Source organism: Aquitalea magnusonii (genome assembly GCF_003202035.1).
Taxonomy (GTDB): Bacteria; Pseudomonadota; Gammaproteobacteria; order Burkholderiales; family Chromobacteriaceae; genus Aquitalea; species Aquitalea magnusonii.
Window position 1 is genome coordinate 103954 of sequence record NZ_QJKC01000014.1, and the last position, 23546, is coordinate 127499.

Here is a 23546-nt window from a genome sequence, read left to right on the forward strand (position 1 = left end):
GTGCGGCATTAGAGCTGGATACCCAGGATTTCCCCCAGCGGCTCGGCCAGATCGCGATAGTGCGCGCGATGGTCGAATACCCCCAGCAAGCCCGGATAGGCATCCGGCGCATGCAGAATCTGGTTGGCCTTGCGCGAGGACAGCTTGTGTATGCGCAGGATGCGGCCATCCCAATGCACCAGGCGGGCTTCTTCCGCGGTCAGCAAGACTTCCAGCGCCTGGTGGATGATTTCCACCAACACGACTTTGCTGCGGGTTCTGCTTTCGCCCGCAGGTGCAGCACTTCTGACTCCCTCGTCTTGCATAGTGTCTTTTTCTAAAACTATTATTGTTTAAAATGAATTAACTTCTCCTTAATCATAGGGCAGGTTTTGTGCAATCTCAATAGTTGATTAAAAGAAATTTAAACAACAACCACATAAGTTTTGATTCAATTTAAAAAAAAATGGCCAGCACTGGCTGACCATTTAAAATTACTGTGTTTTTTCTGCATCATGTCGCCAACAGCAGCGCCAGCGCGCGCAGGGAATGCCAGGGATCGCCGGCCGCCACGCCCTTGATCTGCTGATCAATGCGGGCACACTCCGACAAGGCCGCCATCAGCTTGCGCGGGCCGATTCGGCGCAGCGCCGGCTCGGCCAGCCGTTGCTTGTCACCCCACAGGCGCAATTCACGCGCCAGATCACGCAGCTGCCGCCCGTCTTTCAGGCCCTGGCGCAGGCGCAGCAGCATGCGTACATCCTCGGTGAAGGACCACAACACCAGCACCGGCGATTCGCCTTCGGCCAGCAGGCCCTCCAGCATGCGTTGCACGCGGGCGGCATCGCCGGACAGCCAGGACTCGGACAGATGGAACACATCGAAACGCGCCACATTGGCCACCGCTTCGCGCAATTGCTCCAGCGTCAACTCGCCGGCCGGGTAGAGCAGGGCCAGTTTGTCGACTTCCTGGCGGGCAGCCAGCAGATTGCCTTCCACCCGGTCGGCAAAGAAAGTCAGCGCCTCGCCCGCGAGTTGCTGGTGCTGGCGTTTCATGCGGCGGGCAATCCAGCCGCCCAGCTCATGCCGCCCCACCGGTTTGGCCTCCACCACCACGGCTGCTTTTTCCAGCGCGAGATACCACTTGGATTGCAGCTGTGCTTTTTCCAGTCGTGGCAGGGTGATCAGGGTGATGGTGTCTTGCGGCGGGTTGGCCGCCAGCTGTTGCAGGGCTTCGGCGCCCTCATTGCCCGGCTTACCGCCGGGAATGCGGATTTCCAGCAGCTTGAGCGAGGCAAACAGCGAGACGCTGCTCATGGCATCACGCAGTTGCGACCAGTCGAAACCGGCTTCCACCGTCAGCACTTCGCGCTCCTGATAGCCTTGCGCACGCGCATGTGCGCGCAGGCTGTCGGCCGCTTCCAGCGCCAGCAGCGCCTCTTCACCATGAATCAGGTAGAGCGGCGCCAGCCCCTTGGCCAGCACCGTCTCCAGCGCATCAGGGCTTAGGCTGGGCATTGGCAGGCTTCAGGCTTTGCGGGCCAGTCGTGCCCATGGTGGCCGGGCGTTTGATATAGGCCAGCCGGCGGGCGACCTGGTCGGCCGCATCGCGGCGCATATCGGTCCACAGCAGGTTTTCTTCCTGCTCCTTGCCCAGCACATCGCTATCCGAATAATTCATGTAACGACGAACCGCTACCTGCATGTCCGGTTCGATGGGCGAACCACCGATCACCGTGCGTACCGTCGCGGTGTAGCTCAGCTGGTATTCATTGACCTTGCCGCCGCTGTTGATGGTGGAGACTTCCTTGGACTGGTTCTCGCTCAGCACGCTGACCACGGCTTCCGCCTGTTTGGGCGAGGACAGCACCACCAGCCTGTCATTACGCGACAGGGTTTCCCGCAACAAGGGCCCCAGCTGGGTACTGCCCTCTTCCACATAAACGCTGCTGAAGGGCAGCGGGCGGCTGCTTATCCCCAGGCCCTTGAGATGAAAACCGCAGGCGCTGAGCAAGAGTACGGCGCCAGTGAGCACCAGCCAGTGCAGGGTTCGGGTCATTCCTGTTTCTCCGTAAGGAAAAGCCGGATCAGCCCATCCCCTGTACTGGGGAATCTGGTCCGAGCCGGCCCGGGTTTGTTGGCGGCCCCGGCATGCTCCGGGGCCGGTTTGCCATTAGACGACGATGTTCACCAGGCGGCCCGGCACCACGATGATCTTCTTGGCCGGTTTGCCTTCCATGAACTTCTGCACGTTTTCATGGGCCAGCGCGGCGGCTTCGATCACATCCTTGGCGGCATCGGCCGCCACGGTAATGCTGCCACGCAGCTTGCCGGCCACCTGCACCATCATTTCGATTTCGCTCTTTACCAGCGCGGCTTCGTCCACCTTGGGCCAGGCCTGGGCCAGCAGCTCGCTGCCCGGCTGCAATACCGACCAGATGGCGTCGGTGATATGCGGCACGATGGGCGACAGCAGCAGGGTGACGCTTTCCAGCACTTCCTGGGCCACGGCACGGCCAGCGGCATCGCTGCGGTCGGTCTTGTCGTAGGTGTTGAGCAGCTCCATCACCGCGGCAATGGCAGTGTTGAATTGCTGGCGACGGCCATAGTCGTCGGCCACTTTCTGGATGGTGCTGTGCAGCTTGAAGCGCAGCTCCTTCTGGCTGGCATTCAGCTCGCCACCGGCATAAGCAGTCACCACGCCGGCGTCGGCATGTTCCTTGGCCAGTTTCCACAGGCGCTTGAGGAAGCGGAAGGCCCCTTCCACACCAGCGTCAGACCATTCCAGGCTTTGTTCCGGCGGGGCGGCAAACATCATGAACAGGCGCGCGGTATCGGCACCGTATTTCTCGATGAATTCCTGCGGGTCCACGCCATTGTTCTTGGACTTGGACATTTTCTCCACGCCGCCCACCACCACCGGCAAGCCATCCACGCGATGGGTGGCACCGGTGATCTTGCCCTTGGCGTCACGTTCCAGCACCACATCTTGCGGGGCAATCCAGTCCTTGCTGCCATTGGGCAGCTCGCGGTAGAAGGTTTCGCAGATCACCATGCCCTGGGTCAGCAGGCTCTTGAACGGCTCGTCGCTGGACACCAGTCCTTCGTCGCGCATCAGCTTGTGGAAGAAACGCGCGTACAGCAGGTGCAGGATGGCGTGTTCGATACCGCCCACGTATTGGTCCACTTGCAGCCAGTAGTCGGCTGCGGCCTTGTCCAGCATGGCGGTGTCGCACTTGGGCGAGGCATAACGGGCGTAATACCAGCTGGACTCGACAAAGGTGTCCATGGTGTCGGTTTCGCGCTTGGCGGCACCGCCACACTTGGGGCAGCTGGTTTCGTAGAATTCCGGCATCTTGGCCAGCGGCGAACCGGCGCCGTCCGGAACCACGTTTTCCGGCAGTACCACCGGTAGGTCTTTTTCCGGCACCGGCACATCGCCGCAAGTCGGGCAATGGATGATGGGAATCGGGCAGCCCCAGTAGCGCTGGCGGGAGATACCCCAGTCGCGCAGGCGGTACTGGGTTTTCTTCTGACCGGCTGCCTTGGCTTCCAGATCGCCGACGATGGCATCAAACGCCTCGTTGAAGGATTTGCCATCGTACTTGCCGCTGTTGACGGTGCGTACGCTGTCGTCCTTGGCGGCATACCAGTCTTGCCACTGGGTGGCATCGAAAGCCTGGTCACCGGCAACCGGGGCATACACTTGCAGCAGCGGCAGGCGGTACTTGTTGGCAAATTCAAAGTCGCGCTCGTCATGCGCCGGCACGGCCATTACCGCGCCTTCGCCATAGCCCCACAGCACGTAGTTGGCCACCCATACCGGCAGCTTGGCACCGGTGAGCGGATGGATGACGAACAGGCCGGTGTCCATGCCCTTCTTTTCCATCTTGGCCACGTCGGCCTCGGCCACGGAACCGGCCTTGCATTCGGCAATGAAAGCCTGCAGCGCCGGATTGTTAGCTGCGGCCTGGGTGGCCAGCGGGTGTTCCGCCGCCACAGCAACGTAAGTTGCGCCCATCAGGGTGTCCGGACGGGTGGTGTACACCTTCAGCTGGCCATCGTGACCAATGCTGTCCTGGTCGTAGGCAAATACCACGTCAGAACCGTGGCTCTTGCCAATCCAGTTTTTCTGCATGGTCTTGACCTGTTCCGGCCAGCCATCCAGCGTGTCCAGGCTGGTGAGCAGTTCGTCGGCGTACTGGGTGATGGCGAAGTAATACATCGGGATTTCGCGCTTTTCCACCACGGCACCGGAGCGCCAGCCACGGCCATCCACCACTTGTTCGTTGGCCAGCACGGTCTGGTCCACCGGGTCCCAGTTCACCACGCCGTTTTTCTTGTAGATCACGCCTTTTTCAAACAGGCGGGTAAACAGCCACTGTTCCCAGCGGTAGTAGTCGGGCTTGCAGGTGGCCAGCTCGCGCTCCCAGTCCAGGGCAAAGCCCAGGCTGTCCAGCTGCGTCTTCATGTAGTCGATGTTGGCGTAGGTCCAGGCCGCCGGAGCACCGCCGTTTTTCATGGCGGCGTTTTCGGCCGGCAGACCGAAGGCGTCCCAGCCCATCGGTTGCAATACGTTAAAGCCTTGCAGGCGCTTGAAGCGGGCCAGCACGTCGGTAATGGTGTAGTTGCGCACATGGCCCATGTGCAGCTTGCCGGACGGATAGGGGAACATCGACAAGGCGTAGTACTTGGGACGGCTGGCGTCTTCCACGGCCTTGAAGGCGGCAGTGCGCTGCCATTTTTGTTGCGCTGCGGCTTCGACTTCGCGCGGGCTATAGATTTCTTGCATGGTGTTCTTTGTCTGGAATGGCTGGAAAACAAAAGGGCGGACTGCCCAAGTCCCCGCCAGGCAGGGCTGCTTGGGCAGTCCGTCGCAAATTCAATCGGCCCATTATAGCGGCCAGAGTGCCCTGCCGATAAGAGCCGCACAAAAACAAACGCTTGCCGCCAGCCTCCCCGGCATCAGGGGCAGAGACGACGGGTCCAGCCCGGTTTGGCCCGATAACAGGAAAAATCCTCGCGCACGGCGTGAATCTCCCAGCGTCCGTTACGGCGGCGCAGCTGCAATTGCTGGCGTATCGCCTTGACGCTGTCGTCCTGCAAGCCATCGCGAATCAGGGTGATGTCTGCCCGGTCGAATGCGGGGGCCGGGCTGTGCTGAATCAGCCGGAAAGACGGATAGTCGATCTGCCCCTGCTGCCCCAGCTGCTGCCGGACAAAGCGCAGGGCCAGTTCGGCCGGCAATTCGCCTGGCTGGCCGACGAAGGGAAGCCGCCCTTCATCGGTATAGGCCCAGGCCATGGGGGTGATGGACAGGCTGCACAAGAGCAGCAACAAGCGCAAAGAGGTTTTCATCAATTTACAGACTGCCACATGGCCAGCCGGTTCAGCACAGCCGCAGTTTGAAGCTTTCCAGTGCCTGCATCAGCAGCTGCAAAATGCCGCCCTCCCACAGCGAGTGGCCGGCCATTTCCACCAGCTGGAAATCGGCCTCCGGCCAATGCGCCGCCAGTTCGCTGGCGGTGACCGGCGGGCACACCACATCGTAGCGGCCCTGTACGATGACAGCGGGAATATGGCGGATGCGGTCGATCTGCTGCAGCAATTGCCCCTCGGGCAGGAAAATGCGATGCACGAAGTAATGCGCCTCCAGCCGCGCCAGCGACAGCGCCACATATTCGCTGCTGGCACGCTCGATGGCGTCGGCATTCTGACGCAGGGCGACGCAGGCCCCTTCATAGCGGCCCCAGGCACGGCAGGCCGGCAAGTGCACTTGCGGGTCGGGATCGGTCAGCCGCCGGTAATAGGCTTGCAGCAAGTCCTGTCGTTCAGCAACAGGAATCGGCGCGACAAAGCGCTGCCATTCCTCGGGATAGAACTGGCGCATGCTGTGCATGAACCAGTCGATTTCACTTTGCCGTCCCAAAAAAATGCCACGCAGCACCAGACCCTGCACCCGCTGCGGATGCGCCTGGGCATAGGCCAGCGCCAGCGTGCTGCCCCAGGAGCCGCCAAACACCAGCCAGCGTTCTATCCCCAGATGCGCGCGCAGGCGTTCGATATCGGCAACCAGGTGCTGGGTGGTGTTGTCGCGCAATTCACCGCGCGGCACCGAACGGCCACTGCCACGCTGATCAAACAAGACCGCGCGATAAAACCAGGGGTCGAACAGCTGCCGGCTCATCGGCGCACAGCCATCGCCCGGCCCGCCATGCAGGTACAGCACCGGCTGGCCATCCTGCCGGCCACATTGCTCCCAGTACATCTGGTGCAGGCCATCCAGCGGCAACATGCCGCTGGCGTAGGGCGTAATCGGGGGATAGAGCATCGGCGTCCTTGTCAGGTTGGCAGGATTCAGCACAGCTGGCTGGTGATGTAATCCCACTCCAGCGGGCTGACCGGGGTAATCGACAGCCGATTGCCACGCTTGAGTACCTGCATCTGTTCCAGCGGCGGATGCTGGCGCAGCAAGGCCGGCGTCAGCAAGGCGGTCTTGCGCACGAAACGCACATCCACGCACTGCCAGCGCGGGGCTTCGGGCGTGGACCGGGCATCGAAATAGGGGCTGGCCGGATCAAACTGGCTGGAGTCGGCATGGGCGGTGCTGGCCACCACCGCCAGCCCGGCAATGCCAGGCTCGGCACAGCTGGAGTGCCAGAACAGCACGCCATCACCCGGCTGCATCTCATCGCGCATGAAATTGCGCGCCTGATAATTGCGTACGCCGGTCCACTCGAAAGCGCGCTGCGGCGCGGCCATCAGGTGGTCAATGGACGTTTCGTCCGGCTCGGATTTCATCAGCCAATAGCGCATGGGCAATGTCTGTTAATCAATGGAAGGTTAACTTAACAATTTACGCCATCTTACAACTGTCTGGCTGGATTATGCTTGGCTCAAGATAAACATCAGGGCCAAACCGCCCTTGCAACCGGGAGTAACATCATGAAAAGCCTGTTGATCGGCATCCTGCTGACCAGTGCACTGAGCGCCTGTGTCGTTGTCCCGCCACGCGTGGCCTACCGCGGACCGGAGTTCCGGCCGGTGGAGGTGGTTCCCGTCTACGTCCCTGCTGAGCGTGGTTACCACCACTGGGAGCGTTGAGTCTCAGCCCCGCCCAGTACTTTAAATAGCAGGGCGGCCTGCTGCCAAGCGGTGCAAGCCCGACTCGGTCAGCAGATAGTCCAGTTGCACATCCCACGCTTCGCGCGGCACGGCAGCGACCCGCTGGCAATCGTAGGCAACTCCCACCAGCAGGGGCTTGCCGTATTGCGAATGCCGGCGGCGAAAGGCCAGGCTGCTGTCGTAAAAGCCGCCGCCCTGCCCCATGCGGTAGCCTTGCTCATCCACTGCCAGCAAGGGCAGCAACAGCACGTCCAGCCGCTCGGCCCGCAGGCAGGGGCCATCAAACTCGATGATCCCGTAGCGCGGATGGCGGTACCACTGCCCGGAGGCAGTCAACCGGGAAAACCACATGCGCCGGCCACGCGCCGGAATCTGCGGCAGCCAGACACTGGCACCGCGTTGCAAGGCGGTGCTGAGCAGGATTTCCACATCCAGCTCCGAACCCGCTGCCAGATAGCCGCCAATACGCTTGCCCCGCCGCAACAAACGGCCGGCATGGCGCGCGACGGCACGCATGGCCTGCGCCCGATAGGCCGGGCTCAATGCCATGCGCTGGCGACGAATGCTCTTGCGCAGGCTGATCTTGTCGGTAGCAGCAGAAGTCGATGGAGTCATGGCGGCGCGATGAAAGCTGAAACAGCACAGAAATGAAAACGACCCGGAGCAAGATGCGCCGGGTCGTGAAGGGAGACCCCCGCGAGTGTCGTTTGGGCATAATTCGCTTGTACCCTGTTTCCAGGGAGGGTCACCTGCCAGTCACTTCGGGCGCGTCCGCAAGGGACGCGACACACCCGTGACTCACGCTGGCAACCAGAAGCGAACGCATTGGTACAAAGGAATTGTTTGCCGTCACGAACACCGCAGGGGATAAGCTGACCTGTAGTGTCCACCAGCCGGCCTGTTCAGAACAGGGCTTGCTGGCTTTCGCGAAGCGCCGTGTCGGCTGCCTCGCTCATATTGCGTATTTTACGCTGGAACGAGGCCATTTCCAAGCCCTCTCCCACTTTGGTACGCAACAAATCGTGGGCGATGTTCAGCGCCGCCATGATGGCGATCTTGTCGGCGTCCATCACCTTGCCATGCTGCTGGATCATGTCGATCTTGCCTTCCAGCAGCCTGACCGCTTCCAGCAGGGTTTCGCGCTCGTCGGCGGGTGAGCCTATGGTGAAGTGACGACCCAGCAATTCGATGTCCACCTGCACGATATCGCTCATTCTGCCTCCCCTGCGCCCTGCTCCGGTTCATCCGCCTTCGGCAGTCGCTCCACCAGTGCGGCCACGCGATTGCGGGTTTCGTTCACACGGAAATTCAGCTCGGCGTTTTCCTTGAGCGCTTCTGCCAGCGCCTGGGCAAAACGGCCGTTCTGGGTTTCCAGTTCCTTGATGCGGGCAATCAGTGCCTGCACGCGGGATTCGAGATATTCCAGTTCCTTGTCCATGGCGGCGAGGATAACGGTCGGCTAGTCCAGCGTCAAACCCAGACTACGCCGTGCTGTGTCCAGCGTGGCACACATGGCCAGTGCGCCATCCGGCAAGCGCGGGCCGGGAATGGTCAGCAGATCCTCGTCCACCACATAGCGCGTCGCTTTGGCCACGGCCGGCAAGGCCGGCCAGCGGTCCCACATGCGCAGGATATCGGCGCGGCCAGCCAGCATGACTTGTGGCTGGGCCGCGACAACCGCTTCCATGCTGACCTGCGGTGCCGCCTGGGCCAGACCACCGAATACATTGCGCCCGCCGCACAGCTGCATGACCGAGCCCATGAAGCTGCGCTGGCTGACGGTAAAGATGGGCGCACTGCTGATCTGGTAGAACACGCTGACCGGGGTGCGGCGGGCATAGCGCTGGCGTAATTGCTGCAGACGCTGGCGATAGCGGCTGGCCGCGGCATCGGCTTGCGGCTGCGTTGAGGTCAATTGGCCCAGGCTGTGCATTTCGCTGGCAACATCATCCAGTTGCAGCGGATGGCTGATGAACACCGCCACCCCCAGCTGGCGCAAGCGTTCCAGCTCGCGCAGATTGCCCCCATCCTGCCAGGCCACCACCAGGTCGGGCCGCTGGCGCAGTACCGCTTCCAGGCTGATGCCGCTATAGCCACCCACCCGAGGCAGCTGGCGTGCCGCTGGCGGGTAGTTGCTATAGTCCACCGTGGCCACCAGCCGTGAGCCGGCACCGATGGCATACAGCATTTCGGTGGCATGGGGCGAGAGCGAGACAATGCGCCGGGCTGGACCGGGCAGCGTCAGCACTTTGCCACTGGCATCAGGCGCACTGACCGCCGCCTGGGCCAGGCCAGCACACAGCAGCAGCCACAAGGCAAAGCCACGCAGCCGCATCAGCCGCCCTTGAGTGCCAGCGGCAGACCGCAGGCCACCAGGGTGACACGCTGGCAGCGGGCGGCGATGTCCTGATTGAGCCGGCCCAGCAGATCGCCATAGCGGCGTGCCATGCTGCTCATCGGCATCACGCCCCAGCCGATTTCATTGGTCACCAGCAATAACTGGCCCTGCACGGCGGCAATGGCTTCCAGCAGCCATTGCCTTTCCTGCACAAAGTCCATTTCGTCGAACTGGTCGTCGCTGCGGAAAAAGCGCATCAGCCACATGCCCAGGCAATCCACCAGCAACAGACCATCTTCCTGATCATGGCCCAGCACCAGTTCGGCCAGGCCACGCTCGGCTTCCAGCACCTGCCAGTGTGCCGGTCGCTGCAGACGGTGCTGGCGCACCCGTTCGGCAAACTCCTCGTCGCGCACTTCGGCGGTGGCGATGTAAGTCACCGGGCCGCCATGCTGGATGGCCAGGTGTTCGGCATAGCGGCTTTTGCCGGAGCGCGAACCGCCGCTGATCAGGTGAGTCATGACTGCTCCTGAAAAACAAAAAACCAGCCTGCCGAAAAACAATCAGCAAGCTGGTAGCTGGCTACATGTCTTACAGACCCTGGTAGCTCACACCAACAAACCCACCAAGACCCAAGGTATTGTACCCATAGGCAGTGGTGTAGTGACGATCAAACAGATTGGTCAGCCTGGCAGTCGCTGTCCATGTTTTGCTAAGGCGATAGTTGGCATACAGATTGGTCAGACTATAGCCACCCAGCCAGACATTACTGTAAGGGTTGGTGTTGTAATCAAGATCCCGACGCTTGGCACTAGCGCTAAATTCTACGCCAGTGGTGAGCTGCCCCCAATCATAACCGGCTGACAGTTGGCCGAATGCCCGAGCACGCCGTTGCAGTTGTTGTTGGTTGGTATCATCCAGCGGGTCCTGATACGTTACTGAGCCAGACAAATCCCAGTTTCCCCATGTCATCGCTAGTGTCGCCGTACCGCCCTGTATGGTCGCCTGATTGGCATTGACCACGCTATTCACCCCGTCACTGTTCACACCGGAGGTAATCAGATTGGATATCCGGTTGTGAAACAGGGTGAGCGTTGCCTTGGTCCCTGCCTGAGCATAACTCAGGGCCAGCTCGCTGTTACGCGAGGTTTCCGGTCGCAGGGCGGGATTACCGGCATAGACGTAGCCACCACCATAATCGGTACGCGGAAAATAAAGATCATTAAAGGTCGGAGCCTTGTATGCAGTGCCATAGCTGGCGCGTATGGTGAGATAAGGACTTAAGCGGTATCCATAGCCGAGTGAGCCGGTTGTCTTGCTACCGAACTGTTCATCCTGATCGTGCCTGAGGTTGACCTGCAACATATTGGCTGAGAATTCGGCAGTATAGCCAGCAAATACCGCCGCGTTGTGGCGCTGTGTAATGGAAAATGCGGTCGCACTATCCACTTGCTGCTGATCATAATCAGCACCCAACAGGATATTGCCTGCCGCCGTTTTCAAATCATTCTGCCAAAGCCATTCATTCTTGGCCGTCTGAAACAGGTCCGTGACATTTTTTGAATCACCATTGACCCAGGCTTCCTGATGATCAACACTATGACTGAAACGCAGGGTGCTATTCCATGCTTCAGTAACTGTATTGCGGGATTCCACTGACAATCCGGTTTGCCGGGTTATCTGCGTGTTGACCTGGGTTGCAGAGTTATCGACTCCCACCCTGCCAAACGACTGAAATGCACGTGCGCTCAGCTCATTACCAGCAGAAAGGGTCTGGGTCAGGCTGGCCGAATAGGCGATATTCTGATACGGATCACGTGCAGAATTGTATGTACTTCCCGCATCCGGATTGGTGAAGGCAATACCGTCAGTACGTTGCTGGCTCAATTGCAGGCTGAATGCGGTGTTATCCACCTTGCCATCGACACCGCCTCCCACTTTCACCGTGCCATGGTCTCCCATGCCACTATTGAAATTGAAGCGAGGTGCACCATGGCCCTGGCGGGTGAATATCTGGATGACACCTCCAATGGCGTCTGCACCATACAGGCTGGAACCGTTGCCACGCAGGATTTCAATACGATCAACCAGTGCAAGCGGGATGTTTTCCAGTGCGGTTGTACCTGATGTAGCCGATGCAATACGCACGCCATCCACCAAAATCACCACATGATTCGCATTGCTTCCACGGATATACAGGCTGGCCTGACTCCCTATGCCCCCCGTACTCAATGACTCGATACCCGGCTGCCTGGCTAGCAACTGCGGCAGGCTGCTAGCAGCTGATTGCTCGATATCGTCGCGGGTAATCACGCTGATGTCAGACAAGGTCTTGCTGATGGATTGCGGCTGACGACTGGCCGTCACCACCACTTCCTCACCCTGGAATTGCGGCAGATTATCGGCCAAGGCCAGACTGGTCCAGCACATGGACAGCAGCATGGCGAGTTGTTGGGGTTTGAACATGAAACACACACTCCTGGAACAAGGATCCGGCCGGGCCAACGCTGCCACAGCCACAAGAAGTGCGAAGAGGATGGCTTGCGCCATGAGAATGGATGACATCGGAGCAAGCTGGTGGGCCTGCCTGCTGTTCGCCAGATCGCCTCCCCGCGATATACAGCGACCGCCTGCCGTGGGCGGGCGATACCAGACAGGCCGGTCTCCGGGCTGGGTCTTGCGCTGTCGCGCCTTCCCGTTGCACATGGCAACAGTGGCAATGGCGACAACTGGGCCGGTATCCACCAGCCAGACCTTACCGTTGCGGGGGCAGCGCCGGTCTTGCACCGGCTTCCCGTTTCATCCGGGCGGCAAAGCCCGGACACCTGTCCGGCGGCGATTATACGGCAAATTGTGGCGAAACCGCGGTGATTTGGTACGAACAGTCTTGATATGCAACAAGCAATGCCAATGCCATGGCGGCATTCAGCTTGCCGCGCTGCCCCCCATGACTTAGAGTCCCGCACTAGTCCATGCCAACCCAGAGAACAACGCATCATGACCCAGTCCATCGCCCTGCCCGCCCACGCTTCTTATCAGGCTGCCCTGCAGCGCCAGAACTCGCTGACCAAGCCGGCCGGCAGCCTGGGCGTGCTGGAGACGGTGGCCTGCCGCTTTGCCGCCTGGCAGGGGCAGACCATTCCGGCCGCGCTGACGCCGGCCATTACCGTGTTTGCCGGCGACCACGGCGTGACTGCCGAAGGCGTATCGGCCTACCCATCCATCGTGACCGGCGAAATGGTGAAGAACTTCGCCGCCGGCGGTGCCGCCATCTGCGTATTGGCCCGTGCCATTGCCGCCCGGCTGGAAGTGGTGGATGTGGGCGTGCTGGGTCAGCTGCCGGAACTGCCCATCGTGCACGCCAAGGTAGCCGCCGGCACCGCCAACCTGGCAGTGGAAGCCGCCATGACTGCAGAACAGTGTGCTGCCGCGCTGGAAGTCGGCCGCGCCGCCGCGCGCCGCGCCATCGAACAGGGGGCCAATCTGCTGATCGCCGGTGACATGGGCATTGGCAATACCACCCCGTCGGCGGCCTTGATCTGCCGCCTGGCCAATCTTGAGGTTGAGCTGGTGGTCGGTCGTGGCACCGGCATCGACGACGCCGGACTGGCCAACAAGCGCCGCGTGGTGGCACAGGCGCTGCAGCGCCTGCAAGGACAGTCGTTGAGCGGCACACAGGTACTGGCCGAACTGGGCGGGCTGGAAATCGCCGCCATGGCCGGCTTCTATCTGGAAGGCGCGGCACAGGGCGTGCCGGCCCTGGTGGATGGCTTCATCGCCAGCGCAGCCGCCCTGGCCGCCCGTGCCATCGACCCCGCCGTGGCCGCCTGGCTGCTGGCCAGCCATCGCTCGGAAGAAACCGGTCACCGTCTGGCGCTGCAAGCCCTGGGGCTGGAGCCGCTGGTGGAGCTGGGTATGCGACTGGGCGAAGGCTCGGGCGCAGCCACTTGCGTACCGCTGTTGCAACTGGCCATCAAGCTGCACGCCGAAATGGCCACTTTTGCCCAGGCCGGTGTCACCGAGAAAGACTGAGGCATGAACCCCTACACCCTGACCTTGCTGCGTCATGGCGAGATCGACCACGCTGGCCGGCTGATCGGCCGCACCGACCTGCCGCTGAATGAGCTGGGCTGCGAACAGATGAGCCGCAGCTGGCAGCGGCTGAACCAGCTGGCACCGGTCACCAGCATGGCCACCTCGCCGCTGCAGCGCTGCCGCGAGTTTGCCGTGCATCAGGCCTTGCACGGTTCGCTGCCGCTGAAGGTGGACGAACGCTTTGCCGAATTCGACTTTGGCGACTGGGACGGCATGTCGCGCGCCATCCTGTCCGGCCAGCATCCGGACTGGGGCAGCCGCGTCGCCGCTGGTGAGCTGATTCCACCCGGTGGAGAAAGCTATGAAATCTTCCGCACCCGGGTACTGAGCGGCTTTAGCGAATGGATTCAGAGCGCCCGCGGCAGCCACCGGGTGCTGGTCTGCCATGGCGGGGTGATTACCGCCCTGCTGGCCGAGCTGCTGGGGACCGAGTTTGCCGTGGCCAAGCTGATGACGGTGCAACGTGGCGGCTTTGCCCAGCTGTCGATTCTGGAAGGCCACCCGGCCTACCTGATGCATCTGGAAAGCCCCGGCGAAGCATGAGCCTGCCGCCCTCCGCCCCGCTGCCGCCGGCACGCTGGTGGCAATCGCTGATTCTGGCCATCCAGTTTCTCACCCGCCTGCCCACGCCGCAGCTGCGCAGCTTCCACCCGGAATGGCTGGCGGCCAGTGCGCGCTGGTTTGCGCCGGTCGGCCTGTTGCTGGGCAGCCTGCTGTGGCTGGCGGTGTGGCTGGGCGCTCAATACGACCCCTGGCTGGCGGCGCTGCTTGGCCTGTTGCTGTGGATAGGCATCACCGGCGGCCTGCATCTGGATGGGCTGGCCGACCTGACTGATGCCATGGGGGCCGCCCATCGCTCGCGCGAACGTTTTTTCGAGGTTTTGAAAGACCCGCATGTCGGCAGCTTTGGCGTGATTGCGCTGATTTGCGCCATCGTCAGCAAACTGGTGTTGCTGATGCTGCTGGCCAGACAGCCCAGGCTGCTGGCCGGGCTGCTGTTGTTGCCGGCCTGGGCGCGGCTGTTTGCGCTGTACTGGTCGGCCACGCTGCCGGCACTGGCGCCCGGCAGTGGCGAACGCTTTGCCTGGCAGCCGCAATGGCGGGTACAGGTCGTCAGCCTGCTGGCCTTGCTCGCCCTGTCTGCCTGGCTGGCGCCCGCGCTGCTGCTGGCGCCGCTGGCCGGCCTGCTGTGGCGCGGCTGGCTCAAACGCAAGCTGGGCGGCATGACTGGCGACTGCCTGGGCGCCGGCATCGAAGTATGTGAAATCCTGCTGCTGGGGCTGCTGCTCATCCCCCTGCCGGGCATTGGCTGGCACTGACCGCCTTGCTGTCAAAGACCTGCCATCGTCCTGTCACAATGCGGTGATCTTGGCTCACCATACTGCAGCCAGCGGCCTGACCCGGCCATCAGCCGGGAGGCTCGCCTTCCCCGGACACTTCGTGGAGCTGGCACATGACCGATCTGGACATCTCCTTCGACCCCAAGCGCCTTGACCACGCCATGATCCTGCAGTTTCTGCAGGAACAAGCACACTGGGCGGCCAATATGGATGGTGTACGCCTGGAACGGGCCATCCGCCATTCACTGGTGATCGGCGCCTATCATCACGGACGGCAGGTGGGCTTTGCCCGGGTGATCACCGACTACGCCAGCTTTGCCTATCTGTCCGATGTATTCGTGCTGCCCGCGCAGCGTGGCCAGGGGGTAGGCCAGGCCATGATCAAGGCCGCCATCGCCCACCCGGATTTGCAACAATTACGCCGTTTTCTGCTGGTATCGCGCGATGCGCGCGGCTTTTACCGCCAGCTCGGCTTTGGCCCGCTGCAACAGGGCGAGCGCTATATGGAGCTGCGCCAGCCGGCGACACAAGCGACCCTGCTGCGCTGGCCTTTCAGCTTGCGCCGCTCCCAGGCGGAGCGTCCACGCGCCAGCGCCTGATCAGGGCAGCAAATCAGGCCGTGCGCCGGGGTGCTGCCTGACCAGCGACCACGGCAGCACGCTCCACTCCGGGTATTCACAGGCACGGGCGACGCGGGCAAAGGATGGCCCCAGATACAGGCCCTGCGGCGTGGCATACCAGCTGACAAACTGCCACACCTGCGGGTCACGGTAGTCGCAGTCGTCGTCATTGCCCGGCTTGGCCTGCGCCGGATACAGACGCGCCATGGTGCTGGCCAGCCACGGTGCCAGCACTTTTTCTTCATACTGGTAGTCCTTGCGCTCGCCGCCTGCCTGACGCGCCAGCTGCGGCTTGTCCTTGCCCTTGCCCAGCCACAGCAGGTCTTCCAGCTGCACAGTCTGGCCAGTGGCGACATCGATGGTCAGCGGGTTGTCGGCAAAATCAGGGTGGGCACCGCCACAGTAATAGCTGGTGAAAATGCTGATGCTGAACAGTTTGCTGCCAAGCAGATGCGGAGTGATGGTCTGTTCAAAATCCGCCCCGGCGCTATGTGTGCCGCCCAGCTGGCAATCGAAATAGCTGGCCACTTCCTGCCACTGGCGCTCGGCCAGCAGCAGGTTCAGCCGTTGCAGGCTGCCCTCCGGATAGCCATCCAGCACGCGGAACAGACGGATCTTGCTCACCGGCTCCTCCCACCATTGCAGGGTGTGGCCCTGCATGCGCTCACGCTTGCCAGGCTTGAGCGACAGTCCGGCCAGCCGGGTGTAGTCATAGCCGGAACGCTGGCGGATGGGCTTGAGTGCGGCATCGGTGCTGGCGGGCCACTGCGCCGGCTCATAGGGGGTCAGCGTCACCGGCAGGCTCTTGTCGGCCTTGGGACCATGCCATTGACCATGCCAGCCAGCATTTTGTGGCTGCAGGGTGAGATCGTTGCGCTGCTCGTCGTACTTGAGGTTCTCGCCCAGCTGCAGGCTGCCATCAGCCATGCGCTTGCCGGACAAGGCCAGGTCCTGGTGATATTTGCGGTAAAAATAGCGGCCATCCACCTCGCCGTCCTGGCCGATGTTCAGCTCCATCACCACGGCGGCCTTGCCGATCTGCCCCTGCAACAGCAGCGGGGTGGCCTGCGCCGCCAGGCTCAGCATCCACACCAGCCATCCCGCCAGTCCTGGCAACATTACGCCAGCATAGGTATTTGCGATGAAAGAGCCATACCGGCGCTGACGGCAGATGGCGCCATCGCCCTTGATGCTATCGGTCACAGACTTTCCCCCTGCAGAGAGTACGCCAACACAACCACGCCCCATTCCATGACAATGGACTGGCGCTTAGAATGAGTGGGAGACTGACGATTACCATCCATCTTGCACAGCCGACGGCTTGAGGCTGCCGCAGCTTCTGGCGCGGAACCGGCAGTGTGCCGCGCGCCGTGCTGCAGTTCAAGCCTGCCGCCAGACAGGCATGGCACAACCTTCACTGATGCCACAAAGGGGCCATCATGACTTCCTCGTCGCAAGACTACACGCTGGCCATGGAGCCGGTACGCATCGGCCAGCCAGCCCCACCGCAGGCACCCCAGCGTGACGGCCTGGGCTTCAGCTTCAGCGGCAGCGCTGCGGCCTATTTCCGCATCTGGATCGTCAACCTGCTGCTGTCCATCCTTACCCTGGGCATTTATTCGGCCTGGGGCAAGGTGCGCAGCCACAAATACCTGTACGGCCACAGCCGCTTTGCCGGTGCCGGCTTCGGCTATCACGGCAAGCCGCTGGCCATTCTCAAGGGTCGGGCACTGATTTTCCTGGTGCTACTGCTGCTGGCCGTGACACAGAAATACTCGCCGGGCCTGCATGCCCTGCTCTATCTGCTGCTATTGCCGGCCCTACCCTGGGTGGTGGTGATGGCCATGCGCTTTCGCCTGCGCAATACCAGCTGGCGGCAGATGCGCTTCAACTTCCGCGCCAGTACCATGGATGCGGTCGGCCCCTTCATCATGGGGCTGATCATCACCGTGCTGACGCTGGGCATCGGCTATCCCTATGCCCGCCACATGCAGCAACGCTTTCTGGTCAACAATGCCTGGTTTGGCAATGCCCGCTTTGAAATGCTTCAATGCGCCGGCGACTATTACCGGGTCTATTTCCGTGCGAGCGTGCTGGGCTTGCTGATGCTGCTGTTGTTCGGCTTTATCGGCGGCCTGTATTCCTCCATCATCGGCCACCTGTTTAACCAGCGGCTGAGTGTCTTTGGCCTGCTGGCCCTGGCTATTCTGGCCTACCTGATGTTGTTGCTGATGTGGATGTCCATCGGCCAGGTGGTGCGCGACGGGCTGGCCAACGTGATGTGGAACCATATCCTGCTGGAGAGCAATGGCCGGCTGCACCGCTTTGAAAGCAGCATGACACTGCGCGGCCTGATGAATCTGCATGCCAGCAACGCCCTGCTGACCATGCTGACGCTGGGCCTGTATTACCCCTTTGCCAAATTGCGCGCACTGCGCTACAGATTAGAGCATCTGAAGATGTTTCCCGATGACGACCTTGATGCCATCCGTGCCCGGCCACAATCCTCGCGCAGCGCGCTGGGCGATGCCGCCGCCGATGGCTTTGAACTGGATCTGGGCCTATGAGTCTGCCGGGCAATTATATGGATGGCCGCAGCCCCGCCAGCCGGGCGGTGATGCTGCAGCGCGATGCCCACCACCTGGTGTTTACCGATGGCGTGCACACCCACCGCTATCTGGCACGCGAGGTGGCGTTTGAAGCCGGCCTGCCCGGCCTGCCCGACAAGCTGCAATTGCCCGATGGCGGCGTGATCGAAGTGGCCAGCGAATACCGCTGCCGCCACCTGAGCGGTGGCCTGCCACTGGGGGTGCGCCTGCTGGAGTGGCTGCACAGCGGCTGGCAGGTGCTGGCCGTGCTGGCGCTGCTCACCGTCATCGCCGTCTGGTGCGGCTATCGCTACGGCCTGCCCTGGCTGGCCGATGAGGCAGCCCGGCGTACCCCCATCGCCCTTGAAGAACAAATGGCTGCGCCCACCATCAGCCTGCTGGAAAAAACCAACAGCATCCGCCCTTCGCAGCTGTCACAGGCCAGACAAAATGCCTTGCAGGCCCTGCTGCTGCAGGCCGTGCCCAGGGGCAGCCGCTATCACTATCAGCTGCGGGTGGTGGATTCACGCGATATCGGCGCCAATGCCTTTGCCCTGCCCGCCGGCCAGGTCATCCTGACCGACCAGCTGGTCAAGGCGGCCAAAAACGATGAAGAGATCTTTGCCGTACTGGCGCATGAGGTAGGCCATGTGGAGGGGCGGCACGGGCTGCGTGGCCTGATCCAGTATGGTGGCCTGTCGCTGGCCGTGACACTGTTCAGCGGCGATACCACGCCAGTGCTGGCGGTGGCCCCCATCATGCTGGCCGACATGAAGTACTCGCGCGATTTCGAGCGCGATGCCGACCGCTACGCCTTCCGCACGCTGGCTGCCCGTGGCAGCTCTCCCTGCGTGCTTGGCCAGTTCCTCACCCGGCTGGGCGGCGCAGATGGCGCGGCCACCTCCTTGCTGGCCAGCCACCCCGGCAGCGAGGAACGCAGCCACCCCGATGGCCAGCAATGTCCTGCCTGACACGCTTGCCGTGTCAGGCGCGCCCGCGCCTCAGTCCTGTGGCCCGACCCCCTGCTCCTGATGCTGCAACCACCAGCGCCAGCGCAGGCGCACGTCGTACCATACCGGCCGCAGCCCCAGCACGAACAGCAGCAGCGCCAGCGGCAGGGTAAAGGCATAACCCAGATGCTTGAAACCCAGCGCCCCCACCACACCGCCCAGGAAAAAGGCTGACAGAATCATGCCGTACACCCACAGGCGGCTGCGGTTGGACTTGATGTCCTTGATCTTGGGGCTGTGCAGGTGGTTGTAATAACTCATCTTGGCCAGCTCGATGCCGATATCGGTGGCAATGCCGGTCATGTGGGTGGAGCGCAGCAGGCCGCCGGACAGCTTGGTGACGATGGTGTTGTGCATGCCCATGATGAAGCACAGCAACATCACGGTAGGCGGGGTAAACAAACCCTTGTGACTGGCCAGCCCGGCACCCAGCAGGCCAAACAGCAGCAGCAGGCCGGCTTCTTCCATCATCGACACCCCGTAGCCGCCACGCAGGCGCTGGCGCCTGGCCCACAAGATCAGCCAGGTGGAGTGCATGGCGCCGCCAATAAAGCACAGCAACATGATCAGCATGGACAGCGACAGGCGGATTTCTCCCAGCGCCAGGTCATCGGCCATGCCGGAAACAATGCCGGAAACATGCGAGGTGTAGCGGTGCACCGCCAGAAAACCACCGGCATTGAGCGCACCGGCAATAAAGGCCATGGAGCCGCCCAGCTGGCGCAGCACGTGGTCATTGAACGCGCCGCGATCCAGCAGGCGGGTGATATTGCTTGAACGTCGGGACATAGCAGACCATGAAAAAACGGCAAGGCGGGATATCCCCGCATTGCCGTTCATCATCCATCCTCGGCCAGCCTGCTGACAAGCGCCGGCCCGGTTTCATTTGCTGCAACGCAATAATCAGCGACAGCTTTGCAGCGGAATCCCCGGCGTCAGCCGTTTTTGCAGCGCCTGCAGGCGTTCGGCCTGCGCCGGTTCCAGCGCCTTGAAACTGAGCATGGTAGCAGCACCCTTCTGCCCCTTCTGCTCGGCCAGCGCCTTGTCAAAACCGGCGGCCTTGAGTCTGGCCAGCATGGCCTTGGCCGCGGCTTCCTGCCCGAACAGACCGAGCGAGACACTGCCCTTGAACGGGTCGTTATGCACGATGTAGTTGTCGAAGCCCTTGTCCTTCAGCTCGGCTGACAGGGTCTGGGTTTCGGCCTGGGTGGCCAGCGGCGGGTGGTAGACCCAGAACTTGCCCGTGCCCTTGACCTCGCCTTTGGCGGTTTCCGTCAGTTGCTCGGCCTTCAGCTTGAGGCTGGGCAGCCCGCCCTTGACCCGTGCCAGCAACTTGGCATCCAGCGTGCCCCAGTCATAGCAGGCCAGGGCCTTGGCGGCTTCCGGCTTGGCCGCTTCGGCTTTCGCTTTGTCCGCCGGCTTGTCGGCTGCTTTGGCTTCCACCACTTTTTTCACTTCAGCCTTGGCTTCCGGCTTGGAGGCTTCCGCTTTCGCCTTGGCCGCTTCCGGTTTGCTGCTGGCCGGTTGTGAGGCAGCCTTGCCCAGATCACCCGGCTTCAGGGTCTCGGTTTGCGGCATGGAGGCCACCAGCTTGAGCGGGGCGCTGGCATCGCTGACCGGCGCAGAAGCCGGCTGCCAGTCGGGCGGCAACAGCTTGACCTGCTCCGGGCTGATTTCCTGGGCGTGCACGTCTGCCGGTGGCCGTTGCTTGAACGAGCCATAGCCGGCTACCGCCAGATTGAGCACCACAATCAGTACCAGAAACCACTTCATGATTCGCACGCCACTCTCAAGAGTCCCATCAGCACCAGATTATCCACGATACGCGGCGGCACGGCGAGTTGCGCGGCAATGACCGCGGCATCGCCGCCCGTCAGCAAGACTGGCGGCAGGCCGCGGCCGGTATGTGCAGCCAACTGCCGGCCCATGCGCTCGATGGCACCACACTGGGCCGCCAGCACACCACTGGCCAAGGCATCGGCCGTGCCTTGCGGAAAGGCTTGCACCTGTCCCGCCAGGCGATCCAGCTGCGCCGTGCCCTGGGCCAGGCTGCGCAGCATCAGTTGTTGCCCGGGCAGTATCATGCCGCCCAGATAATCGCCCTCGGCGGTCAGCGCTTCCACTGTCAGCGCCGTGCCGGCACAGGCCACCACCACATCACCCGGGCACAGGCTACGCGCCGCCAGTACCGCCAGCCAGCGGTCGGCGCCCTGTTCGGCCGGATTGCGGTAGTGATTGCGCACATCGGCAAAAGCGGCAGTGGCACGCACCCACTGCACCGCACAGGGTGCGGCTTGTTCGATGGCCTCGGCCACTTCGGGGCGGGCCACGCTGGCAGCATGCACCGCACGAATAGGCCAGGCAGCCCATTGCGCGGCCAAGCCGGCAATGGTGTCATGTGCGACGGCGCCTTGCGCCAGCCAGCCGCGGCCATCATGCACGCCCCATTTCAGCCGGCTGTTGCCGGCATCCAGCAACAGCTTCATGTACGACTCCGCAGGCTGACTTCACCGGCGTGAAAGATGCGCAGGCTGCCATCGGCGGTTTCCACTTGCAAGGCACCGTTTTCCGCCACCCCGCGGGCTATGCCATCCACTGGCTCGCCATGGGAAAAGCTCAGCCGCACCGGAGCGTTTTCATGGCTGGAGCAGCGCATCCAGTCATCACGGAATGCGGCAAATCCTTCGCGATTGAAGGTATCCAGCACGATGGCCAGCTCGCTGAGCAGCGCCGCCAGCAACTGGTTGCGCCCCAGCCGGATGCCGGCCTCAGCCAGCGAGGCCACCGGCTGGTCCACTTCCCCAGGGCTGTCCAGATTCAGACCGATACCGATCACCACCGCCGCCGGCCCCAGTGCGTCGCCGGATAGCTCGATCAGGATGCCGGCCAGCTTGCGGCCATTGAGCAGCACATCATTCGGCCATTTGAGCTGTACCGGCACCGCCAGCTGATGCAGGGCACGCGCCAGCGCCAGCCCCACAGCCAGTGACAGGCCGGCCAGCTCCGCCAGTCCGCGATCAAAGCGCCACAGCAGGGAAAAGGTCAGGCCGGCCCCCAGCCGGGTCTGCCAGCGGCGGCCCAGGCGACCGCGCCCGGCCGTCTGCATCTCGGCCGCCAGCACCAGGCCGTGCAGGCCACCACTGGCAGCACGCGCCATCAACTGGCTATTGGTGGAGTCGGTCCGTTCCGCCACCGCCAGGGTGAATGTTTCTGCCGCCGGCGTGGTGAGTGCCTCGCGCACACGTGCCACATCCAGCCACTCGAAAGGCTCGGCCAGCTTGTAGCCCTGGCCGCGTACGCTGAACACAGTCAGGCCGAATTCCTGCTCGATGGCATGCACCGCCTGCCAGATCAGCGTGCGCGAACAGCCCAGCTCGCGCGCGATGTCGGCGCCGGAGTGGAAGCGGCCATCACTGAGCTGGCGCAGTACGGCAAAAGCATGTTCGCTCACTGCTGATCCTCGGCGGCACGGATCTTGTTGATGGTTTGCGTGGTGGAAGTGGCAAACAGGAAGGGAATGGAATGCACCTGGCCGCCACGGGCCAGGGTTTCGGCGCTGCCGACAATCTTGTCCACCGCCCAGTCACCGCCCTTGACCAGCACATCCGGCTGCACCAGTTCAATCAGATCCGCCGGGGTGTCACTGTCAAACCAAGTCACCAGGCTGACACTTTCCAGCGCAGCCAGCACGGCGGCACGGTTCAGCTCATTATTGATCGGGCGATCATCGCCCTTGCCCAGGCGCTTGACCGAGGCATCGGTATTCAGGCCCAGCACCAGGCTGGCACCCAAGGCGCGTGCTTGTGCCAGGTAGGTGACATGGCCGCGATGCAGAATGTCGAAACAGCCATTGGTGAACACGATGGGTCGCGGCAAGGCCGCCAGCCGCGCCGCCAGAGCCTCGGGCGCGCAGATCTTGTCTTCAAATGCGGGGGTGGGGTAGGACATGGATTTCCTTGTGACAGCCATACTGCCCCGCCAGAGCGGGATAAGCCGCCAAGCATATCATTACGGGATACTCACGCCCAAACCACACTGGCTTAACGCCAGCAATCCGCCACAGAACCACTTGCTGCCGTCTTGGTTCCCAGATTATCCAGCGTCAGGGTGCCGCAGTTGTCATTCTGATAGGTGGTGCTATTGCTGGCGGTGATGGTAAAAGTCGAAGAAGCTGCCACCGTGGAAATGGTATAGGCAGTCGCGCCATTCGATGTGGTCACGGTCGTCGCAGACTGGCTGGCGTTATAGCTGTTGTTCATGGTGAACCAGCGCTCCTGCTCCTGCGCCATCTGCACCATGGTGGCCTCGGCTTGTCCACGGCGTCCACGCATGACATAGCTGCTATACGAGGGGTAAGCAATGGCGGCCAGAATGCCGATAATCGCCACCGTGATCAACATCTCGATCAAGGTAAAGCCACCCACAATACGTCTGTTATGCATGTTTGCTCC

The 23546-nt window shown here is 62.3% G+C and carries 27 protein-coding genes, 1 other RNA gene and 1 riboswitch; of the genes, 7 read left to right on the forward strand and 21 right to left on the reverse strand.

Annotated elements, in window-relative coordinates:
- Positions 1 to 8: 8 nt before the first annotated feature.
- From DFR38_RS15315 to DFR38_RS15345, 7 genes are all read right to left on the reverse strand, one after another.
- The gene (locus DFR38_RS15315) at positions 9 to 242 is read right to left on the reverse strand and encodes a hypothetical protein (RefSeq protein ID WP_226034325.1); all 234 of its coding nucleotides are present in this window, start codon (positions 240 to 242) and stop codon (positions 9 to 11) included.
- 250 nt (positions 243 to 492) lie between these two features.
- Positions 493 to 1497, reverse strand: a complete 1005-nt coding sequence (holA, locus tag DFR38_RS15320; RefSeq protein WP_059285817.1) for a DNA polymerase III subunit delta — start codon at positions 1495 to 1497, stop codon at positions 493 to 495.
- Positions 1478 to 2038 carry an LPS-assembly lipoprotein LptE gene (locus DFR38_RS15325; RefSeq protein WP_082693422.1) on the reverse strand — a complete coding sequence of 187 codons (561 nt, stop codon included), beginning with the start codon at positions 2036 to 2038 and terminating at the stop codon, positions 1478 to 1480. The genes holA and DFR38_RS15325 overlap by 20 nt, the downstream gene beginning before the upstream one ends.
- Before the next feature lie 114 nt (positions 2039 to 2152).
- Entirely contained in the window at positions 2153 to 4771 is a 2619-nt protein-coding gene (leuS, locus tag DFR38_RS15330; protein ID WP_059285818.1) for a leucine--tRNA ligase, read from the reverse strand.
- 173 nt (positions 4772 to 4944) lie between these two features.
- Complete coding sequence (locus tag DFR38_RS15335) at positions 4945 to 5337, reverse strand: hypothetical protein (RefSeq protein WP_059285819.1); 393 nt, start codon at positions 5335 to 5337, stop codon at positions 4945 to 4947.
- 31 nt (positions 5338 to 5368) lie between these two features.
- Positions 5369 to 6310 carry a prolyl aminopeptidase gene (gene pip, locus DFR38_RS15340; protein ID WP_059285820.1) on the reverse strand — a complete coding sequence of 314 codons (942 nt, stop codon included), beginning with the start codon at positions 6308 to 6310 and terminating at the stop codon, positions 5369 to 5371.
- A gap of 26 nt (positions 6311 to 6336) precedes the next feature.
- Positions 6337 to 6795, reverse strand: a complete 459-nt coding sequence (locus DFR38_RS15345) for an EVE domain-containing protein (protein ID WP_059285821.1) — start codon at positions 6793 to 6795, stop codon at positions 6337 to 6339.
- A gap of 129 nt (positions 6796 to 6924) precedes the next feature.
- Here DFR38_RS15345 and DFR38_RS21275 point away from each other — a divergent pair, with 129 nt between their 5' ends.
- Entirely contained in the window at positions 6925 to 7083 is a 159-nt protein-coding gene (locus tag DFR38_RS21275; protein WP_158527745.1) for a hypothetical protein, read from the forward strand.
- A 21-nt stretch (positions 7084 to 7104) separates the two neighbouring features.
- Here the strand turns inward: DFR38_RS21275 and DFR38_RS15350 are convergent, their stop codons facing one another.
- The 7 genes from DFR38_RS15350 to DFR38_RS15380 all read right to left on the reverse strand — a co-directional run bounded on the left by DFR38_RS15350 (position 7105) and on the right by DFR38_RS15380 (position 11908).
- The gene (locus tag DFR38_RS15350) at positions 7105 to 7719 is read right to left on the reverse strand and encodes a 5-formyltetrahydrofolate cyclo-ligase (protein ID WP_059285822.1); all 615 of its coding nucleotides are present in this window, start codon (positions 7717 to 7719) and stop codon (positions 7105 to 7107) included.
- Positions 7720 to 7791: 72 nt separating this feature from the next.
- A non-coding RNA gene (gene ssrS, locus DFR38_RS15355) (6S RNA) lies at positions 7792 to 7974 on the reverse strand.
- 32 nt (positions 7975 to 8006) lie between these two features.
- Positions 8007 to 8318: a cell division protein ZapA gene (locus tag DFR38_RS15360; protein ID WP_059285823.1), complete on the reverse strand. Its 312-nt coding sequence runs from the start codon at positions 8316 to 8318 to the stop codon at positions 8007 to 8009.
- Complete coding sequence (locus DFR38_RS15365) at positions 8315 to 8542, reverse strand: hypothetical protein (RefSeq protein ID WP_059285824.1); 228 nt, start codon at positions 8540 to 8542, stop codon at positions 8315 to 8317. Before DFR38_RS15365 ends, DFR38_RS15360 begins: the two co-directional genes overlap by 4 nt.
- 21 nt (positions 8543 to 8563) lie before the next feature.
- Complete coding sequence (locus DFR38_RS15370) at positions 8564 to 9439, reverse strand: cobalamin-binding protein (RefSeq protein ID WP_059285825.1); 876 nt, start codon at positions 9437 to 9439, stop codon at positions 8564 to 8566.
- Positions 9439 to 9963 (reverse strand): bifunctional adenosylcobinamide kinase/adenosylcobinamide-phosphate guanylyltransferase, encoded by a 525-nt coding sequence (gene cobU / locus DFR38_RS15375; RefSeq protein WP_059285826.1) that lies wholly within the window; start codon positions 9961 to 9963, stop codon positions 9439 to 9441. The genes DFR38_RS15370 and cobU overlap by 1 nt, the downstream gene beginning before the upstream one ends.
- A 70-nt stretch (positions 9964 to 10033) precedes the next feature.
- Complete coding sequence (locus DFR38_RS15380; protein WP_059285827.1) at positions 10034 to 11908, reverse strand: TonB-dependent receptor domain-containing protein; 1875 nt, start codon at positions 11906 to 11908, stop codon at positions 10034 to 10036.
- 173 nt (positions 11909 to 12081) lie between these two features.
- A riboswitch (cobalamin riboswitch) is annotated at positions 12082 to 12286 on the reverse strand.
- Between the two features lie 153 nt (positions 12287 to 12439).
- On the opposite strand from DFR38_RS15380, the gene cobT reads away from it, so the two are divergent.
- The 4 genes from cobT to DFR38_RS15400 all read left to right on the forward strand — a co-directional run bounded on the left by cobT (position 12440) and on the right by DFR38_RS15400 (position 15476).
- On the forward strand, positions 12440 to 13474 hold the full coding sequence (gene cobT, locus DFR38_RS15385; RefSeq protein WP_110313593.1) for a nicotinate-nucleotide--dimethylbenzimidazole phosphoribosyltransferase: 1035 nt from the start codon (positions 12440 to 12442) through the stop codon (positions 13472 to 13474).
- A 3-nt stretch (positions 13475 to 13477) separates the two neighbouring features.
- On the forward strand, positions 13478 to 14080 hold the full coding sequence (locus DFR38_RS15390) for a histidine phosphatase family protein (RefSeq protein WP_059285828.1): 603 nt from the start codon (positions 13478 to 13480) through the stop codon (positions 14078 to 14080).
- Positions 14077 to 14856 (forward strand): adenosylcobinamide-GDP ribazoletransferase, encoded by a 780-nt coding sequence (gene cobS, locus DFR38_RS15395; protein ID WP_110313594.1) that lies wholly within the window; start codon positions 14077 to 14079, stop codon positions 14854 to 14856. Before DFR38_RS15390 ends, cobS begins: the two co-directional genes overlap by 4 nt.
- 134 nt (positions 14857 to 14990) lie before the next feature.
- On the forward strand, positions 14991 to 15476 hold the full coding sequence (locus tag DFR38_RS15400) for a GNAT family N-acetyltransferase (protein WP_082693756.1): 486 nt from the start codon (positions 14991 to 14993) through the stop codon (positions 15474 to 15476).
- Here the strand turns inward: DFR38_RS15400 and DFR38_RS15405 are convergent, their stop codons facing one another.
- Positions 15477 to 16700, reverse strand: a complete 1224-nt coding sequence (locus tag DFR38_RS15405; protein ID WP_239688848.1) for a hypothetical protein — start codon at positions 16698 to 16700, stop codon at positions 15477 to 15479.
- Positions 16701 to 16936: 236 nt separating this feature from the next.
- Here DFR38_RS15405 and DFR38_RS15410 point away from each other — a divergent pair, with 236 nt between their 5' ends.
- A complete protein-coding gene (locus DFR38_RS15410) occupies positions 16937 to 18064 on the forward strand; it encodes a YjgN family protein (protein WP_059287462.1) in 1128 nt (375 codons plus the stop codon).
- Positions 18061 to 19056, forward strand: a complete 996-nt coding sequence (locus DFR38_RS15415) for a M48 family metallopeptidase (protein WP_110313595.1) — start codon at positions 18061 to 18063, stop codon at positions 19054 to 19056. The genes DFR38_RS15410 and DFR38_RS15415 overlap by 4 nt, the downstream gene beginning before the upstream one ends.
- A 30-nt stretch (positions 19057 to 19086) precedes the next feature.
- On the opposite strand, the gene DFR38_RS15420 is transcribed toward DFR38_RS15415, so the two are convergent.
- The 6 genes from DFR38_RS15420 to DFR38_RS21745 form a co-directional block, all read right to left on the reverse strand.
- Positions 19087 to 19884 carry a YoaK family protein gene (locus DFR38_RS15420; protein ID WP_059286902.1) on the reverse strand — a complete coding sequence of 266 codons (798 nt, stop codon included), beginning with the start codon at positions 19882 to 19884 and terminating at the stop codon, positions 19087 to 19089.
- Between the two features lie 114 nt (positions 19885 to 19998).
- On the reverse strand, positions 19999 to 20868 hold the full coding sequence (locus DFR38_RS15425; RefSeq protein ID WP_059286901.1) for an SPOR domain-containing protein: 870 nt from the start codon (positions 20866 to 20868) through the stop codon (positions 19999 to 20001).
- Positions 20865 to 21581 (reverse strand): type III pantothenate kinase, encoded by a 717-nt coding sequence (locus tag DFR38_RS15430; RefSeq protein ID WP_059286900.1) that lies wholly within the window; start codon positions 21579 to 21581, stop codon positions 20865 to 20867. Before DFR38_RS15430 ends, DFR38_RS15425 begins: the two co-directional genes overlap by 4 nt.
- Positions 21578 to 22546, reverse strand: coding sequence for a biotin--[acetyl-CoA-carboxylase] ligase (locus tag DFR38_RS15435; protein WP_059286899.1), 969 nt, complete (start codon positions 22544 to 22546; stop codon positions 21578 to 21580). Before DFR38_RS15435 ends, DFR38_RS15430 begins: the two co-directional genes overlap by 4 nt.
- Positions 22543 to 23043: a D-glycero-beta-D-manno-heptose 1-phosphate adenylyltransferase gene (gene rfaE2 / locus DFR38_RS15440; protein WP_059286898.1), complete on the reverse strand. Its 501-nt coding sequence runs from the start codon at positions 23041 to 23043 to the stop codon at positions 22543 to 22545. Before rfaE2 ends, DFR38_RS15435 begins: the two co-directional genes overlap by 4 nt.
- 92 nt (positions 23044 to 23135) lie before the next feature.
- Complete coding sequence (locus DFR38_RS21745) at positions 23136 to 23537, reverse strand: type IV pilin protein (protein ID WP_082693596.1); 402 nt, start codon at positions 23535 to 23537, stop codon at positions 23136 to 23138.
- Positions 23538 to 23546 lie beyond the last annotated feature (9 nt).

Coding starts and splice junctions, on each gene's coding strand:
- DFR38_RS15425 (WP_059286901.1), bottom strand. CDS start 20,868: ATGAAGTGGTTTCTGGTACTGATTGTGGTGCTCAATCTGGCGGTAGCC.
- DFR38_RS15430 (WP_059286900.1), bottom strand. CDS start 21,581: ATGAAGCTGTTGCTGGATGCCGGCAACAGCCGGCTGAAATGGGGCGTG.
- cobT (WP_110313593.1), top strand. CDS start 12,440: ATGACCCAGTCCATCGCCCTGCCCGCCCACGCTTCTTATCAGGCTGCC.
- DFR38_RS15400 (WP_082693756.1), top strand. CDS start 14,991: ATGACCGATCTGGACATCTCCTTCGACCCCAAGCGCCTTGACCACGCC.
- DFR38_RS21275 (WP_158527745.1), top strand. CDS start 6,925: ATGAAAAGCCTGTTGATCGGCATCCTGCTGACCAGTGCACTGAGCGCC.
- DFR38_RS15360 (WP_059285823.1), bottom strand. CDS start 8,318: ATGAGCGATATCGTGCAGGTGGACATCGAATTGCTGGGTCGTCACTTC.
- holA (WP_059285817.1), bottom strand. CDS start 1,497: ATGCCCAGCCTAAGCCCTGATGCGCTGGAGACGGTGCTGGCCAAGGGG.
- rfaE2 (WP_059286898.1), bottom strand. CDS start 23,043: ATGTCCTACCCCACCCCCGCATTTGAAGACAAGATCTGCGCGCCCGAG.
- DFR38_RS15415 (WP_110313595.1), top strand. CDS start 18,061: ATGAGTCTGCCGGGCAATTATATGGATGGCCGCAGCCCCGCCAGCCGG.
- DFR38_RS15350 (WP_059285822.1), bottom strand. CDS start 7,719: ATGACTCCATCGACTTCTGCTGCTACCGACAAGATCAGCCTGCGCAAG.
- DFR38_RS15325 (WP_082693422.1), bottom strand. CDS start 2,038: ATGACCCGAACCCTGCACTGGCTGGTGCTCACTGGCGCCGTACTCTTG.
- DFR38_RS15345 (WP_059285821.1), bottom strand. CDS start 6,795: ATGCGCTATTGGCTGATGAAATCCGAGCCGGACGAAACGTCCATTGAC.
- cobU (WP_059285826.1), bottom strand. CDS start 9,963: ATGACTCACCTGATCAGCGGCGGTTCGCGCTCCGGCAAAAGCCGCTAT.
- DFR38_RS21745 (WP_082693596.1), bottom strand. CDS start 23,537: ATGCATAACAGACGTATTGTGGGTGGCTTTACCTTGATCGAGATGTTG.
- cobS (WP_110313594.1), top strand. CDS start 14,077: ATGAGCCTGCCGCCCTCCGCCCCGCTGCCGCCGGCACGCTGGTGGCAA.
- DFR38_RS15335 (WP_059285819.1), bottom strand. CDS start 5,337: ATGAAAACCTCTTTGCGCTTGTTGCTGCTCTTGTGCAGCCTGTCCATC.
- DFR38_RS15365 (WP_059285824.1), bottom strand. CDS start 8,542: ATGGACAAGGAACTGGAATATCTCGAATCCCGCGTGCAGGCACTGATT.
- leuS (WP_059285818.1), bottom strand. CDS start 4,771: ATGCAAGAAATCTATAGCCCGCGCGAAGTCGAAGCCGCAGCGCAACAA.
- DFR38_RS15380 (WP_059285827.1), bottom strand. CDS start 11,908: ATGTTCAAACCCCAACAACTCGCCATGCTGCTGTCCATGTGCTGGACC.
- DFR38_RS15420 (WP_059286902.1), bottom strand. CDS start 19,884: ATGTCCCGACGTTCAAGCAATATCACCCGCCTGCTGGATCGCGGCGCG.
- DFR38_RS15370 (WP_059285825.1), bottom strand. CDS start 9,439: ATGCGGCTGCGTGGCTTTGCCTTGTGGCTGCTGCTGTGTGCTGGCCTG.
- DFR38_RS15410 (WP_059287462.1), top strand. CDS start 16,937: ATGACTTCCTCGTCGCAAGACTACACGCTGGCCATGGAGCCGGTACGC.
- pip (WP_059285820.1), bottom strand. CDS start 6,310: ATGCTCTATCCCCCGATTACGCCCTACGCCAGCGGCATGTTGCCGCTG.
- DFR38_RS15390 (WP_059285828.1), top strand. CDS start 13,478: ATGAACCCCTACACCCTGACCTTGCTGCGTCATGGCGAGATCGACCAC.